The 18,457-nt window shown below is 46.4% G+C and carries 6 protein-coding genes; all 6 read left to right on the top strand.

The window, feature by feature from the left end:
• Window positions 1-88: 88 nt before the first annotated feature.
• Complete coding sequence (locus DUT70_RS00550) at window positions 89-3,904, top strand: NACHT domain-containing protein (RefSeq protein WP_113645308.1); 3,816 nt, start codon at window positions 89-91, stop codon at window positions 3,902-3,904.
• A gap of 113 nt (window positions 3,905-4,017) precedes the next feature.
• Complete coding sequence (locus DUT70_RS00555) at window positions 4,018-4,743, top strand: hypothetical protein (protein ID WP_128353258.1); 726 nt, start codon at window positions 4,018-4,020, stop codon at window positions 4,741-4,743.
• 193 nt (window positions 4,744-4,936) lie between these two features.
• Entirely contained in the window at window positions 4,937-5,767 is an 831-nt protein-coding gene (locus DUT70_RS00560; protein ID WP_113645310.1) for a hypothetical protein, read from the top strand.
• Window position 5,768: 1 nt separating this feature from the next.
• The gene (locus DUT70_RS00565) at window positions 5,769-6,407 is read left to right on the top strand and encodes a hypothetical protein (RefSeq protein WP_113645312.1); all 639 of its coding nucleotides are present in this window, start codon (window positions 5,769-5,771) and stop codon (window positions 6,405-6,407) included.
• Window positions 6,408-7,398: 991 nt separating this feature from the next.
• Window positions 7,399-11,955: a beta strand repeat-containing protein gene (locus tag DUT70_RS00575; protein ID WP_128353259.1), complete on the top strand. Its 4,557-nt coding sequence runs from the start codon at window positions 7,399-7,401 to the stop codon at window positions 11,953-11,955.
• Window positions 11,956-11,966: 11 nt separating this feature from the next.
• A partial coding sequence (locus tag DUT70_RS00580; RefSeq protein WP_113645318.1) for a DUF11 domain-containing protein occupies window positions 11,967-18,457 on the top strand: 6,491 nt, incomplete at its 3' end.

The following is an 18,457-nucleotide window of genomic DNA, read 5'->3' on the forward strand; positions in this document are numbered from 1 at the left end:
ATTCAATTGCTTTTACTCATTTGAAACACAAAACCAGTGAACATAAATCAGTATATTTATCCGCCTTACTTAACGCACCTTCAATACCATGGAGAAAATAAACTGGTCCAATTTTGACTATAACGATTTTGAGCATTTCTGCAGCATACTCCTGACCTCCGAGTTCGGTAAGAAGTACGTGCCTTTTTCGGCACCCGGAACTGATGGCGGAATCGATGGACAGTTCGAGGGTACTTACGATAATTACAGTGGTAAATGGCGCTTCCAGTTCAAGTTCTATCAAGTAGCTAGGTCCACTGCTATAAATACATTAAAAAATAGGCTGAAGACTGAGATTACCAGCATTTTGGACGAAGACTTTTATGTGCTGGTCACCAATGTAGAAATGCTACCACAGGAGCAGGATGAGCTTAAGACGGTTGCAGCAGCAGAACTTTCATTGATCAATAAATCATGTAAGGTTTTCATTTGGGATGGAGCAAAACTAAATACTTTGGCGTCCCAATATCCTATCATACAGTTCTGGCTCGACTTCGGTTTTACCTCATCGGACCTGCGGGAATACAAGCTCGAGTTTGAAAAAAATCTGATAGCAAACAAGTTTGCTCCCGATAGTTTCAGTAATGTTTTCATAGGGAGGGAAGATGACCTAAAATCACTGGAAGGTTTTCTACACTCAGATCTTCCAATGGCACTCATCAGTGGCGAAGCGGGCATTGGCAAGACAAGGCTTGCTATTCACTTCTTTCAAAAATATGTTGACCATTTGGATGGATGGACTGCACTGGTACTTACTGCGAAAAGTTTCGAATTTGATCGCATCTACAAGGCGCTTTTCGGTGGTGGGAATTACATTGTCTTGGTCGATGACGCACATAATTTTGAAGCTAAGGTTATCGCAGACCTTCTTTCGATCGCCAAACAACTTCCAAACGTAAAACTTCTCCTTACATCCAGGACCATAGAAGTCCATTCTGCACTTGCCCTGATCAAGGAAACTGAAAAGAATTCAATCCTTCTCATTGAGATCACTACACTTTCAAGATCTGAAACCGACAACTTCTTTAGGCGCTACATCAAAAGCGGCCCCTTTTCCCAGTTCATCAATGAGCTCATTGGGATTTCGTCTGGAAAACCGATCTTAATGGTAGCTATTCTACAGGCCATTTCCGAAGGAGCACCAATAGAACAAATAAAAAGAAAAGATTTTTTCAGATCATACGTCAATAACTATTTTGATGCCTATTGTCGCAAGGTTCAGGAGATAACCAGTGTACCAATACTCGAGCTGCGAAAGCTTGTCAAGATTATTGCCCTGATCGAGCCCTTCGATTTTAATTCGAAGGAAACCATCAAACTCATTTCAGAGAAATCCGGCATCAATACCGAAAACGTCCGCTTTGCTCTGGAGCAGCTTAAGGAAAACTCCTATGTCAGCGGCAGATATGTACAATCAATCAAGCCGGATTATTACAGCGACATCCTTGTCGCTGATCTAGAACCCGGCGAAGCTGCCGATATGATCTTCGAACTGATACCGTTCAGTACCAATATAATCGTAAATCTTGCCAGTGCCCAACATTCTTTAGGAGAACAAAGCGACGTCCTGACCGAGGTACTAAAGGTCTTTATAGATATTATTCCGATGACATCCGTTCCCGATGCCGTTAGGGTAATAATGACCACGATCCTCCGTATTTCCCAGATAAGGCCCGAGTCTGCAAAATACGCCATTAAAGTATATACCCATTCGCTGAAGATACCCGATCATCCTTCAACTATGGAGCTAGAGGAAGACAGGAAATATAATTACGTTTCCGGAGAAAGCATCATGGGCACGGCGGTCAATATCCTTAAGGCGCTTTATGATCTTAGGGAAAACTTAGATTTTGTAATTAGAAGTGCCTTTCAACTTTACAAGATCACCGAAGATAAAAGGCTTGTCGAAATTTTCTCGTTTAACCGTAAGGACATTATCGACAACTTTAACATGAACAGGCAGAATGCGTTCCTGGAAAACCTCAGTAGCAGGCTGCATAAGCTCAGCGATCTGGAACTTCGCTTTGCGGTGAACGTGCTTAGAACTTTTTCAGTGCTCGACTTCCATATTTCCCAGATGAGCGCTGCCAACCTTGCGCAATTAAATATCACAACCTATTATCTAACAGAAAAAAATCTTGGGGTAGTCGAATTCAGATCGCGCATGATCAAATTGCTTATACAGATATTTAACGATGCACCAGCACCATCAATATTGCGTACCGATGTACTTAAGTTCCTTATTGATATTCCTCGTTCGATTTTTGCCACCAAGCACAATAAGGTGCAATACGTAAATGATGATGAGATCAATGCCATTCTACAATTACTGCTAGACAAATGCGGAGCGTTCGACCTCAACGAACAGAAAGACATCCTGGAAAAATTGCACTGGTTTCAACGATGGGGAATCTCGCATCAACTCGTACCTATTATAGAGCAGATCAAAACGGCACTTCAACCCAAAAATTTAGTCGAACGTTTATCTTACCTCTTTTCAAACTCCGAAAGAAGGATAGATGAAATAAAGGACATCCATGATTACGTGAGACAAAAGTCAACCGGGATCATCCAACAGGAAAAACCTGATGAACTTTCTGAAGCGCTTCTCGAGTATCTCGGACAACAGCAATATCCCGCCCATTTCTTTTGGGACTTTGTGCGGACGCTTGAGATATCCTTCCCCGAATACTGCAAGGTACTTTACGAAAAATTATATGCAGACCATCTCGAACGTTATGGGACCTTGGCCTCCCGAATGTTGTCTGCACTTTATTTTATCCACAACGATGATAAATACTACTGGGAAAAAATAGACCAGCTACGCACCCTTGATAAAGCCCATGCAGATAATATCATCCTCGACGGCTATGCTTCCCGCATTCCTGGTAAAACCGTAATCAAACAGAGGGATATCGACACCATAATCGAGATTTTCAAGAAGGAAAATCCCGACAATGAGCATATTCTTTCGATGGCCATCCAACTGCTGTTCTCGGTCAAACATGTGAACGCACTGGACTATGCCAAACAGTTTCTGGACCGTGCTACCCAACATGGCAATGTTGCGATGTTCTTTATAAGACTTCATGATAATAATGAGGTCTCGATCGAACAGTTATCAGAACTGGTCCTTAAACATACCGAGAGATTCCAACTGACCTATGAAATAGAAAGGGCATTGACAAAGTCACTGGCCTACCCCGCTGATGATGATGTGATGGACTATTTTTTTAGGCGATTCGATCGTTACATAAAGGAGATACAGCGAACAAAATCATATAACGCTTACCAATTTCTTCCAAGGGGCGACTACTCACGTTTGTCCGAAGAAGCTGGACCGGAAAAGGTTATGGAATTATTTTCCAAGGCAATCGGCTGGTACATTAATACGGTCGATCACAAGCTAAGGTACTTTGCTAAGGACCTGCTTTCTTACCTGCAACCAGTTCCTGTGATCAATGATGAACTCTACCTTTTTTACAGCAACTTGCTGAACAATGAAGAGGACCCTGATCATTTGATCGCGATCTATTCTTCGCTGTCTACATTCAAGGAAAAGAACGAAAGCATGATCAGGTTGGTCACCGAAAACTTTGCCAACATTAACGACCTTCAATATTCAGATGAAGAAAGCTATAGAAACGTCCAGTCCGAAGCCTATGTTGCACTGACTTCAGCAGGAGTAAAAACTGGCACTCCAGGTGAGCCGTTTGCCGAGGATCTTGCGCTAAAGGAATTGTTGCTATCCCAGCTTTCCAATCTGGGCAATCATGATCCTGCTAAGAAATTTTTAAACGAAGTACTTAAAAGCGTCCAGTCGGAAATAGACCGTAACAGCGAAATGGAGGACTCAGCATGGTGAGACCGGGACCTACTAACATAACTCATGCTCGATCTTTAGTGAGTTTTTCTACCGAAAGAAACCAATTGTTCACGCACATCAGCGATAAGCAAACAAACAATCTTATCACCAGTATGAACAGTGATTTCGATGACAGGATCAAAATGGAACCCGCTCATGTAGAAAGATTGCTTGCTGCGGTCGAAGCAAAGTTCAAACGATGCCAGACCTTATATTTCGTGTACTTCGAAACCGCTCAGCACTCTATCCTCTGCAATGATACGACTGCACTTCCGTTATCTGTAGAGTGCGAAATTGAGGATGCAACCATCATCACCAGACATTCGTTCCGTGTCGAGAATCCGATAGCGTACAGGGAAATGATCAACTATAATTTCCAGACCTTTGTCATCACCCTTGCATCACTCTATGAAAATCTTGTGGCATTGTCCGAGGTATTCGTCAAAAAGGTAATCGTATTCGTAAAGAACAAGCCAGTGAGCACGCCTTTACGTGACTATATCGATTTCCACAGAAAGCTGATGTTATTAGGCTACCGCTCTTCTGATCATTTATCAACGTGCCTTACCAATTCTGATCCATTCCTTTCAAAGTACCTAACACACATTACAATGCTACGCAACCGCTTCATGCACGGCTACTCAATCAACATTGAGATGAGCGGAACAGAATACGTGATAGAAAACCTTAACTCAGGTACTCTCAGTGCTAGATCTACCGACCTGCTCATTGATAGATATACTAAAGAGGTTCTTGAAAAGTCGGAAGTGTTTATCCGCGAACTCATGGTCGCCCTATACGAGATGGGCAAAGGCAGTTCATCGAACATTCCTGCGTAGGCTAAGTCCGAACAAACTCTGATCTGACATGGCCTAGGTGTGGAAAATTGTTGTCTTATTTATTGTCTATCCATCGTTGAAGGAAAAGCAAACGTCCTTTCATAAAATCAGTTAATGTATAATACTAACAGCTCGAACGATGATTGGAATGTTTAAAAAATATTGCTAACTTCAACTCACCTAACCGCTCCAAATGAATATTTTTGATGACCCGCAGTACGCAGAAGAAAGAAACGCTTCAACGGATCTGATTACCAGACTGACCAATCTTTATATCGGGCAAGCATTACCAACTTCGAGCAAAAAAGCGCCTTCAGCTCCCATTGTTGTCAGAAGTCCATATATGAACCTTGCCGATGTGGACTATCACATGACCATTCTGAGAAATCAATTCTCCTACCTTAGGGAAAAAGGACAAAATGGTTTTCCTGCCATCAGTCTGAGTGGTGGTACTGTTATACCTGTAAATATTTTTAACGGCACCGACTTTTACATGAATAATAATTTGAACGTCGATCTCGATATCAGCGATGCAATGAAAAACTTTCGCGCCGATTTTAACGATAGAAAGAAAGAAAGTCTGCGATACAAAAAATTCGAGAATTTTGCTGTGAACGACATACGCGACGCCATGAAGCGAAGTCTGTCAGCTTTCCTCCGATTCCGGTTGAAAGGACTAATGGAAATAAGTAATTCAGCTACCATGAAAAAATTTTTGGCAAATGCGAAGGTGATCGCTGCTCAACTTAACGCCCCGCCCTATATGCAAAAGGGAAATACAGGTGCGTCGAAGTACCTAACCATTACCGTTAAGACGCCGCAACATCATGGCCTTACGATTGCCTCTACACCGAACTACATCGAAAACTGGACATATTTCGGCGCACCATCGCATCCGGTAACAGGCTATCTCGAGCCTGGAAGATATCGGTTTAGGGTAGATGGCACAGCCGTTGGCGGAGTTAGAACGCACCCGTTGCCTATTGCTATTCCACCTAGTTTTGACATTGAACTAACCTTATAATATGATGATTTTTACCAAAGAAGATCTAGGCCCATTTATGCCACTAGTGGGTTATGCGATTGCGATCGCAACAGCAGCATATTCTATCCGGAAGCTTTTATGGCGAAAGGATTCAGTATGGGGCATACCGCTGGAAATGCTGGATGGAGGAATAAAGGGTATCTTTACTGCGATCTTAGGTGGTGGAATGGTCATCCTGTGGCTATTTGCAAGCCCGCAGACCACCATGTATTATGTTGCCTTACTGGCCGTCCTTTTCGTTACTATTGTCATTGTATATTTCCTATTCTCCAAACAGATCCAAAACAACAGGTACTATAAACCAAGGGTGACGGGTCCTACTCAGACGAAACTCGAAGCATTTATCGGTGGAACACAGTACACCTCTACGGGAACCCGTTTGATGAACGCCAATCCTGATATTGATGAAGCACTTGCCGACGTGCAGTACAAGGAAGACCTGATCTGGACAAGACAATCTATCACCAAGGTACGTGTCGGCATTTCACAGAAATACATGGCCATCGTTGTGCTTTGTTTCCTTTGTTTGACCACTGCAGCCCTACTGGTGCTGGTCAAGCTTACCGAAAAACCAGCAACCAGTGTGATCACAAAAGAGCAGTCTCCCGGCCTCAATTAATACGTAAGAACTTGTCTCATCAATACGACAATTCAACGATTGTTCTTTCCTAAAAACTGACGTTGATCATTGCCTGCTCGAGCGATATCGCCAGATTTAGGTGTGCATCTGCATGATAACAAAAAGTCAAAAGGATAATTGGATGGCAAGCGCAAACCCACATACCAGCTGGTTTTCTTCTTTTTCAGTCATCATGGTTTGTTTGCAAGGATCACTATTTATTGCATTGGTAAATAAACTATCGCAAACTCCCCGGTTTTAAAATAAAACAAATACTTGAAATAGGCATTTATAGCCTACTATCAAAAACAAATTTCTGTGGTACGCAGCTAGACCTTGAGATACTGGCAAAGCTACCTTTAAAGTAGGGCTTAAGTAGGGTTTAAGTAGGGATAGAGTACTAAGAGTGTACTATGTTATGCTTGCATAGTATTATCGCCTTTCATTACGCATCGAGTTTTGTTTTCCAACTTTCGTCATTTCGATCGCAGTGCAGCGAGCAGAGAAATCTTTGAACATTATCAAAACCGTGCACATTCTCCAAGCCATTTCAAAGATATTTCTACAAGGTTGAGATGATGAAATCATGAAGCTGTTTTTTGCAGGTTTATGCTGCGATAGTAAACTGTCCTAAATAAAAATGGGGTGGGAATTTTGGGGAATTTTGAGAAAAAACATAAGCTGTGGGATTGTGATGTGGGTTTTTCTCTTAAAGCCATCAGCAGATAAGAATATTTTTTCAAAACTTTTTTGCGTGGCTATTGGGTTAGCCAATTGGTGCTTACACTTCTTTTGCGTAAAGGCCATTCAGGAAATGCAATGTTCTGGCATAGCGTTGGCATACGCAAGAAAGTTTTAAGGAATTTATCGTTTAACCATTTAGCTTATCGCCACTCTAGCCCTCTCTCATGACTCTAGCCCTCTCCAGTCCAGTTTATAGCTGTTCAAACAACTCCTTTCTTAAACCAAGAATTTTTCAGATTAATCACATATGAGTAAACTACTACGTTACGTTTTATTAGTACCGTTGTGGCTTGGCTTTTACATGAATGCCCAAGCCCAAAACTGTACGGTCAATGCGGGAATCAACACTACGGTTTGTCCTGGAAGTCCCTTTGTTCTTAATGGTCAGGCCAGCGGCCTTTTCGCCTCGGGCGGAACGGCAGTTTGGTCGCAGGTGTCGGGTCCTTCCGTTACCATTAGCCCAAGTACAATTGCTGGCACAGCGGTTACCGCTACAGTATCCGGATTTACCACCGATGTAAATTATGTATTCCGTTTAACGGCCAAGTGTACCGATGGTTCATTGGTATATCAGGACGTAACGTATGTGGTTTCCAGTTTAGGTACTGTGAATGCAGGCCCAGACACTTATGCTTGCCCTGGAACATTCGTGTTGCAGGGTTCGCCACTAGGAACGGGCGAAACGGGTATCTGGACAAAAATATCAGGAACGGGACCAGATCCCAATGCAGGCACCATCAATAGCCCTAATGCCACCATTACTTTCGCGGCAAACGCAGCGGTACAATCGGCAACTTATCGTTGGACGGTTTCAAAAACAACAGGCGGAAATACCTGTTCGGCTTTTGACGATGTGGTGATCACCAATTTAGGTACTCAGCCCGTGAATGCAGGTACCGATATTGCCAGGAGCTGTTATAACGTAACCACAAGTGCTACACTTAGCGGTTCGTTTGCAGGGACTAGCGCCACCTACGGACAGTCTGCGCAATGGCAGTTAGTGAGTGGACCTTCAACACCAACCTTTAGCAGTACAACCACCAGAAACCCTACAGTATCTAATCTGGTAGAGGGAACTTATATTTTCCGTTATACGGTAACAGGTCCCTGCTACAGTGGATCTGATGACGTAGCTGTCGTGGTAGCACCCGCATCGCAAAGTATTACCGGTGCTGGCGGAAATACACAAACTTTCTGTGATGGACGAACTTCTGTAGTACTTACTGGTCCGAAAGCACTTTATGCCAATGAGGTGGTTACTTGGACAAAAGTGAATGGTCCTGGTACTCAATCTTTCACCGATGCCAACTCAAACAGTACCATCGTGACTGGCTTAACAGGGGCAGCAGGCGCCAGTTATCTCTTCCGATATACCATTACCAATGCAACTACAGGATGTACCTCAACTGGGGACTATAATGTGCAATTTCGTGGAGCACCTACCATTACCATCACCACACCAAGTGCAAACCCTCAATTTTTGGCATGTAATACCACTTCTTTAACGGTTAATTACACCACCTCAAACGGAACGGCAACGCAGTACGCATTAATTAGCGCTCCTGCAGGCTCAACACGCCAAACTACCATGGGCGGTTTAAACAATTGGACTACAGCTTCACCTTCAGGCACTAGCTTAACAGGTTTCGATAAAATAGGAACTTATGTGTTACGCTATCGTAGAAATACCGATAGTGGTTTGGGTGGTTGTGACGACGCTTACGCCGAACTTACCGTAGTGGTTTCTGCGGCACCTACAGCTTCTAATGCAGGTACCAAGCAAGTATTGGCTTGTAATGTATTCAATACCAATTTGGCAGGTAACTTACCAACTTCAGGTATTGGTAAATGGAGCCAAGTGAGTGGTCCAAATACGGCCAATATCGCCAATCCTTTATCAAACTCAACTGCTGTAACTGGAATGATCAATGGCACTTACTTATTCCGTTGGATTGTTTCTGGCGGAGAAGGTGCTTGTACAAATACCCAAGCAGATGTAGAGGTAGTGGTGGCCGCACCAGCACCAACGACTTCGGCAGCGGGAATGCCACAAACTGTGTGTAACAGCACACCAGTATTGTTGGACGGTAACGAACCTGTATTAAACGAAGTGGGCACGTGGACGGTAGTAAGAACCGTAGGAAATGTGGCCGCACCCGAAGTGACGTTTTCTCCCAATGCCAATTCACCAAAAGCAGTGATAAATGGCTTGTTGGCCAGCACTTCTTATACCTTTAAATGGACCATTAACAACGCTTGCGGTAGTTCTTCAAGTGATGTGGTGATCGAAACTTCAAATACAGCTGGTGCCAAACAAGCAACAGCAGCCATCTCTACAGGTACTACCTGTTTACCTAGCGGCACAAGTACCATCACCATGGCGGGTAACCAGCCTACAGGTGGCGAAGCAGGTGCTTGGTCGTTAATTAGTGGCCCTAATACACCAAACATTACCAATGCCTCATTATATAATACCACGGTTACTGATTTAATCGACGGCACCTACGAGTTTCAATGGCAATTGTCACGTAACGGATGTACGCCAACCACTGCCCGTATCAAAATTACCATCTCGGCACCAGTAACTACTGCCAATGCAGGAACTAACCAAAATATCTGTGGTACCTCAGTAACCCTTAATGGTAACCAACCTACGGTGGGTACAGGTACCTGGACACAGGTTGCAGGTCCTGGTGGGGCGGTCATTACCAATGCGTCATTACGCAACACTACCGTAACAGGTTTAAACGAGGGTCGTTATATTTTCAGATGGACCATTTCAAATGGTACTTGTACCTCAAGCACCAGTGAGGTAACCATCAACGTTTCTACTCCACCATCTACGGCTATAGCAGGAGCGGATATCGCAGTATGTGATGCGGCCTCTACGGTACTAGGTGCAACGCCTGTAACCGTTGGAACAGGATACTGGTCGGTAGTAGGCGGTCCTAATATTCCTACGTTTTCAGATACCAATGCGCCCAATGCAACCGTATCGGGTTTGGTCTTTGGTCAATATACCTTTAGATGGACCACTCGTGGTGGCATCTATTGTACGCCATCTACAGATGACGTAGTGGTTACCGTAACCCGTGCTGCCAATGCTGGAGCTGACCAAAATCTTTGTGCGGCAACTTCGGCAACCTTAACAGGTACCAATCAAAGTACAGGTACATGGACCCAAACTGGAGGCCCTGCGGCGACCATCAATACCATCTCTGCCAATACCGCCATTGTAAGTGACCTTACACCCGGCTCAACGTATCAATTTACCTATACCATTGCTGCAGTAGGGGCTTGTACTTCCACCAGTGATAACATGACCATCGTGGTTTCGGCATTACCATCTGCTGCCGACGCTGGTCCAGATCAAAATTACTGTAGCTTAACGGCTACGCCAGTAACTTCGGTGACTTTGGCTGCCGTTACCCCAGTAACAGGTACAGGTTCATGGAATGTGATTGAAAAACCTGCGGGCAGCCCAACACCAACATTTGGTGATATAAATAGTGCAACCTCAAGCTTCGGTAATTTGAAGCCTGGCACTTATATGTTGGAATGGATTGTAGTGAGTGGAAACTGTACTGGAGCCAACTCTAACAGAGATATCGTAAAAATCAATATTTATACAGAACCTACCAATGCCAATGCTGGACCAGATCAAAATGCGGCATGTACCAGTAACGTGATCCTTACTGGAAATACACCAGCAGCGGGTGCGGGAATAGGGACTTGGAGCATTGTTTCACAACCTGCAGGATCTGCAGCTACTTTTAGCGCCATCAACTCACCAACAACGGCAGTGAACAATACCATTACCGGTACTTATGTTTTCCGTTGGACCATTTCAAACGGTTCGCCTACCTGTACTTCTAAAACAGATGACGTGACCGTAGAGGTAACCAGCGTACCTACCACCATTGCTAGCGTAGGCGCTAATCAACAGGTATGTAATACGGGTTTCCCAGGCACACCTACCACCAGCACTACCTTAACAGGAAATACTCCTTCTGCTGCTGAAACAGGAATCTGGAGCTTTGTAAGTGGACCAACAACCCTTACCGCGGCCAACTTTAATGACATCAACTCACCTGTGGCTACCGTTTCTGGATTGGCACAGGGAACCTATATCCTTCGTTGGACCATTGTACCAACTTCAAATCAAACTTCGTCAGACTGCCGTTCATCTGCAGATTTGACCATTGCCGTGACCAACCAGCCAACAGCCGCGGTAGCGGGAGCAAATCAGGAGATCTGTCTTTCTGAACCTGTAACCATGGCGGCCAACACCATTACTTCAGGTATTGGAACTTGGTCGGTAGTCGGCAAACCTAGTGGCGCAGTTGATCCTGTTTTTGCAAATGCTAATTCGCCAACTTCAGCCGTAAACGGATTTGTAGTAGGTACCTATACCTTACGTTGGACCAGCAGCAACGGTAGCTGTGCCAATAGCACTTCCGACATGACCGTGACGGTAAAATCTTGCGACATCGCCATTGCGAAAGCTACAAGTACACCAGTACTACAGTCGGACGGTAGTTATAACGTAACGTTAACCTTTAACGTATTGAATAACGGTGACCAAGCGCTTTCAAATGTTCAGGTCGAAGACGATCTAACTTTAACTTTCCCTAGCCCTAAAACCTATACCGTAACCAGTATCACTAGTGGGGCTGGAACGCTAACGGTCAACAGTGCTTTCAACGGAAACAGCGATAAGAATTTGTTAAATGCCGCCGCTTCAACGTTGGCCGCGGGAAGTCAACAGACCATTACGCTTGTACTTAATGTTAAACTCATCTAACCTTAGCAGCAATGATTAACTTTAATAAAACACGAATTTCACAGTTTGCTAAAGGAGCGGTAGTTGCATTAATATTCCCGTTTTTAGCTTTCTCTCAAGCTTTCTCACAAAACACCTACAAGGGCAATAACTCGGCAACAGCAAGAGGTACGGCACTTGGAAAAACGGTGAGTGATTATTCCAACAGTGGCACCACTGTCACCAAGGCAGACGATAGCCCAACCACCATCAATTTCCCGATGATTGGTATTGGAAAGACAGCGACGACACCTGTTTTCCAGGCGAATGGCAGTTACAATGTAGATTATGTCATCACCATTAAAAACTTTGGACAGGTACCTTTTCAGTTTGTTCAGGTAACAGAAGCATTGTCTACAGCCTTCCCTTCACCAATGACCTTTTCGATAAGGGCATCGGGTATCACCATTAGCGGTGGAACAGGATTAACGCTAAATGCTGCTTTTAACGGCAGCACCAATACCAATGTTTTGATGCAGTCTGCGAGTAACCTAGCAGTAGGGCAGACCAGAACCATTACCATCCCACTAAATATAGTGCCCAATGGTAGTTTTGGTTTACGCAACAATACTGCAACAGTCACTGCGACTGGAGGAGATGATGCCGTCACAATTTCGGATGTGTCAAACAATACTACCGATCCTGATGGCAATGGCAATGGAACCCCTTTCGATGATTCGACCCCAACGCCAATTACCCTTACTGCTCCAGACATTGAAGTAGTGAGCAAAACCGTTAACATTGCAACCCCTAATGCAGGTAACAATGTGACCTTCACCATTACGGTAAGAAATAACGGCGGCCCAGCGGCAGGTGTGATCGTTAGCGATTTACTGCCTGCAGGCTATCAATATGTTTCTCATACCACCGCAACGGGGACCTATAGTAACACTACTGGGAACTGGTCGGTAGGTAACTTAACCAATTCCACTTCGGTAACCTTACAAGTGGTGGCTAGAGTGTTGGGGAACAAGCTGGCCTCAGAATATAGAAATACAGCTTCAACCAATCACCTGGGCGATTCAAACACCAGTAACAACAGCAAGTTTGTAGATGTAACGCCAATACCAACGGCCGACCTAGCGGTAACCAATACCGATGGCAAAACCACTTACACCCCAGGTACTACGAACACTTATACTTTTGTAGTGACCAACAATGGACCAAGTGATGCCCCAGGATCGACCATTACCAATACCTTGCCTGCGGGCGTAACAGGTACTTGGACGGCCGTATACGCAGGTGGTGCTACAGGTACCGCCAATGGCACAGGCAGCATTAGCGAGACCGCGGATATCCCAAGTGGTGGTTCTATCACCTATACCTACGTGGTCAATGTGCCATCATCATACACGGGCAACTTTGTGAATACGGGTGCTGCGGCAACGGCTTCAGGCATTGCCGATACAACCCCTGCCAATAACTCGGCAACGGATACCGATACACCTAACAGACTGGCCGACTTGATCGTGACCAATACCGACGGTAAAACCACTTATACCCCAGGTACCACCAATACTTATACTTTCACGGTAACCAACGCTGGTCCAAGTGATGCCCCAGGATCGACCATTACCAATACCTTGCCTGCGGGCGTAACAGGTACTTGGACGGCCGTTTACGCAGGTGGTGCCACAGGTACAGCCAATGGCACAGGAAGCATCAGCCAAACGGCAAGCATCCCAAGTGGTGGTTCTATCACTTACACTTATGTAGTGAACGTACCATCATCGACTACAGGTAACTTCACAAACACAGGTACAGCAGCAGTAGGTGCAGGCATTACCGATCCAACCCCTGCCAACAACACGGCAGCGGATACCGATACCCCTGATCGAATTGCCGACCTAACGGTGACCAACACCGATGGCAAAACCACTTATACCCCAGGAACCACCAATACCTATACTTTTGTGGTGACTAACGCTGGACCAAGTGATGCCCCAGGTTCAACCATCACCAATACCTTGCCTGCGGGCGTAACAGGTACTTGGACGGCCGTATACGCAGGTGGTGCCACAGGTACAGCTAACGGAACGGGCAGCATCAACCAAACGGCAAGCATCCCGAGTGGTGGTACCATCACTTACACTTATGTGGTAAGCGTACCATCATCATACACAGGCAACTTTGTAAACACGGGTGCTGCAGCAGTTGGCGCAGGCATTACCGATCCAACGCCTGCCAACAACACAGCGACAGATACCGATACCGAAAATAGGGTAGCAGACCTTGTGGTAACCAATACTGATGGTAAAACGACATATACTGCTGGTACCACCAACACTTATACTTTTGTGGTCACCAACGCTGGTCCAAGTGATGCCCCAGGTTCAACCATCACCAATACCTTGCCTGCGGGCGTAACGGGTACTTGGACGGCGGTTTACGCAGGCGGTGCCACTGGTACAGCCAACGGAACGGGAAGCATTAGCCAAACGGCTGATATCCCTAGTGGCGGTACCATCACTTACACCTATATCGTTAGCGTAACATCATCGTTTACAGGCAACTTTGTGAACACAGGTACTGCAGCAACGGCTACGGGCATTACCGATCCAACCCCTGCCAACAACACGGCAACGGATACCGATACCCCTAACAGATTGGCCGACCTAGCGGTAACCAATACCGATGGCAAAGCCACTTATACCCCAGGTACCACCAACACTTATACTTTTGTGGTCACCAATAACGGACCAAGTGATGCCCCAGGTTCAACCATTACCAATACCTTGCCTGCGGGCGTAACGGGTACTTGGACCGCAGTGTACGCTGGTGGTGCGACTGGCACGGCAAACGGCACTGGAAGCATTAGCCAAACCGCTGATATTCCAAGTGGTGGTTCCATCACCTATACCTATGTGGTTGATGTACCTTCATCGTACACGGGTAACTTTGTGAATACTGCTTCTGCGGCAACGGCTGCAGGCATCACCGATCCAACCCCTGCTAACAACACGGCAACGGATACGGATACCCCTAACAGATTGGCCGACTTGATCGTGACCAATACCGACGGCAAAACGACCTACATCCCAGGTACTACCAATACTTATACTTTCACGGTAACCAATAACGGACCAAGTGATGCCCCAGGTTCAACCATTACCAATACCTTGCCTGCGGGCGTAACAGGTACTTGGACGGCGGTATATACAGGCGGTGCCACAGGTACAGCCAATGGCACAGGAAGCATTAGCCAAACAGCTAGTATTCCAAGTGGAGGTGCAATCACTTACACTTATGTCGTGAACGTACCATCATCGACTACAGGTAACTTCGTGAATACAGGTACAGCAGCAGTTGGCGCAGGTATTACCGATCCAACCCCTGCCAACAATACCGCAACCGATACCGATACCGAAAATAGGGTAGCCGACCTTGTGGTGACCAATACTGATGGCAAAACCACTTATATTCCAGGTACGACCAACACTTACACTTTTGTAGTGACCAACAATGGGCCAAGTAATGCCCCAGGTTCAACCATTACCAATACCTTGCCTGCTGGCGTAACAGGTACTTGGACGGCGGTATATACAGGCGGTGCCACAGGTACAGCCAACGGCACAGGCAGCATTAGCCAAACCGCTGATATTCCAAGTGGCGGTACCATCACTTATACCTATATCGTCAATGTCCCTTCAGATTTTACGGGTAACTTCGTCAATACGGGTACTTCAGCAGTGGCTACAGGTATTACCGATCCAACCCCTGCCAATAACACGGCAACGGATACCGATACCGAAAATAGGGTAGCCGACCTTGTGGTGACCAATACCGATGGCAAGGCGACCTATACCCCAGGTACTACGAACACGTATACTTTTGTAGTGACCAACAATGGGCCAAGTGATGCCCCAGGCTCAACCATCACCAATACCTTGCCTGCTGGCGTAACGGGTACTTGGACTGCCGTTTACGCAGGTGGTGCCACAGGTACCGCCAACGGCACAGGCAGCATTAGCCAAACCGCTGACATTCCAAGTGGTGGTTCGGTGACCTACACTTATGTCGTAAGCGTACCCTCATCATTCACGGGTAACTTCGTGAACACGGGTACGGCAACGACGGCTACGGGCATTACCGATCCAACTCCTTTAAATAACACCGCGACAGATACCGATAGCCCTAATAGGCTTGCCGATTTGATCGTGACCAATACCGATGGCAAAACCACGTACACCCCAGGCACCACCAATACCTACACCTTTGTAGTCACCAACGGTGGACCAAGTGACGCAGCAGGCACCACCATCACCAATACCTTGCCTGCTGGCGTAACAGGTACTTGGACGGCCGTATACGCAGGTGGTGCAACAGGTACCGCCAATGGCACAGGCAGCATTAGCCAAACGGCAGATATCCCTAGTGGCGGTTCAGTAACCTACACTTATGTAGTCGATGTACCATCATCATTCACGGGTAACTTTGTGAACACAGGTACGGCAACTACGGCTACGGGCATTACCGATCCAACCCCTGCCAACAACACGGCAACCGACACGGATACGCCTAACAGATTAGCGGATCTGATTGTGACCAATACCGATGGCAAAACCACTTATACCCCAGGCACCACCAATACCTACACTTTTGTGGTGACCAATAGCGGACCAAGTGATGCCCCAGGTTCAGTAGTGACCAATACCTTGCCTGCTGGCGTAACGGGTACTTGGACGGCTGTATATGCAGGCGGTACTACAGGTACAGCCAATGGCACAGGCAGCATTAACCAAACGGTGAACATCCCAAGTGGTGGTAGCATTACTTACACTTATGTGGTGAATGTACCATCATCGTTCACGGGCGATTTCATCAACACAGGAGCTGCGGCAACTGCGGTGGGAATCACTGATCCAACGCCAGCCAATAACTCGGCAACAGATACCGATACCCAAGCGAGCGTAGTGGATTTAGCCGTGACCAATACCGACGGTAAAACCACTTACACGCCAGGTACCACCAATACTTATACCTTTACGGTAACCAATAGCGGACCTAGTAATGCACCAGGTTCGGCCATTACCAATACCTTGCCTGCGGGCGTAACGGGTACATGGACGGCCGTATACGCAGGTGGTGCCACAGGCACGGCCAACGGCACAGGAAGCATTAGCGAAACGGCTAATATTCCGAGCGGTGGTTCTATTACCTACACCTATGTGGTGAATGTTCCTGCAGGTTTCACAGGTAACTTTGTGAATACAGGTACGGTAGCACCAGCAACGGGCATTACCGATTCGAACACGGCCAACAACACGGCAACCGATACGGATACCCAAAACAGTGTGGCAGATTTAGCCGTAACGTATACCGATGGCAAAGCCACTTATACGCCTGGTACATCTAACACCTATACCTTTACCGTAACCAATAACGGACCTAGTAATGCACCAGGTTCAAAAATTACCAATACATTACCTACAGGTTTAACTGGCGGAACGTGGACAGCAGTGTACACGGGTACTACAGGCCCAGCAAATGGCAGCGGCGATATTGATGAAACCATCGACTTGCCAAGCGGTGCTTCGGTTACCTATACCTATGTGATTGATGTCCCTTCAAACTTCACGGGTAACTTTGTAAGTGCAGGTGCTGCGGCAACGGCTACAGGCATTACCGATCCAACGCCTGCCAACAACTCGGCAACGGATACCGATACGCCTAACAGGATTGCGGATCTGATCGTGACCAATACCGATGGCAAAGCCACTTATACCCCAGGTACCACGAATACTTATACCTTTACCGTAACCAATGGCGGCCCAAGTGATGCCCCAGGTTCAACCATCACCAATACCTTGCCTGCTGGCGTAACGGGTACTTGGACTGCGGTGTACGCAGGTGGTGCTACAGGCACGGCCAACGGCACAGGCAGCATTAGCCAAACGGCTGATATTCCAAGTGGTGGTAGCATTACCTACACTTATGTGGTGAATGTTCCATCATCGTTTACAGGTAACTTTGTGAACACTGGTACCGCAACAACCGCTGCTGGAATCACTGATCCAACCCCTGCCAACAACACGGCAACCGATACGGATACGCCTAACAGGATGGCGGATTTGATCGTGACCAATACCGATGGCAAAACCACTTATACCCCAGGTACCACCAACACTTACACTTTTGTAGTAACCAATGATGGACCAAGTGATGCGCCAGGTTCGGTGATCACCAATACCTTGCCTACAGGCGTAACGGGTACTTGGACGGCCGTATACGCAGGTGGTGCCACAGGCACGGCCAACGGCACAGGCAGCATTAACCAAACCGCAAACATCCCGAGTGGTGGTAGCATTACTTATACTTATGTAGTAAACGTACCATCATCGTTCACGGGCGACTTCATCAACACAGGTGCTGCGGCCACCGCTACAGGCATCACTGATCCAACGCCAGCCAATAACTCGGCAACGGATACCGATACCCAAGCGAGCGTAGTGGATTTAGCCGTGACCAATACCGACGGTAAAAC

Source organism: Pedobacter chitinilyticus, assembly GCF_003313385.1.
GTDB classification, from domain to species: Bacteria; Bacteroidota; Bacteroidia; order Sphingobacteriales; family Sphingobacteriaceae; genus Pedobacter; species Pedobacter chitinilyticus.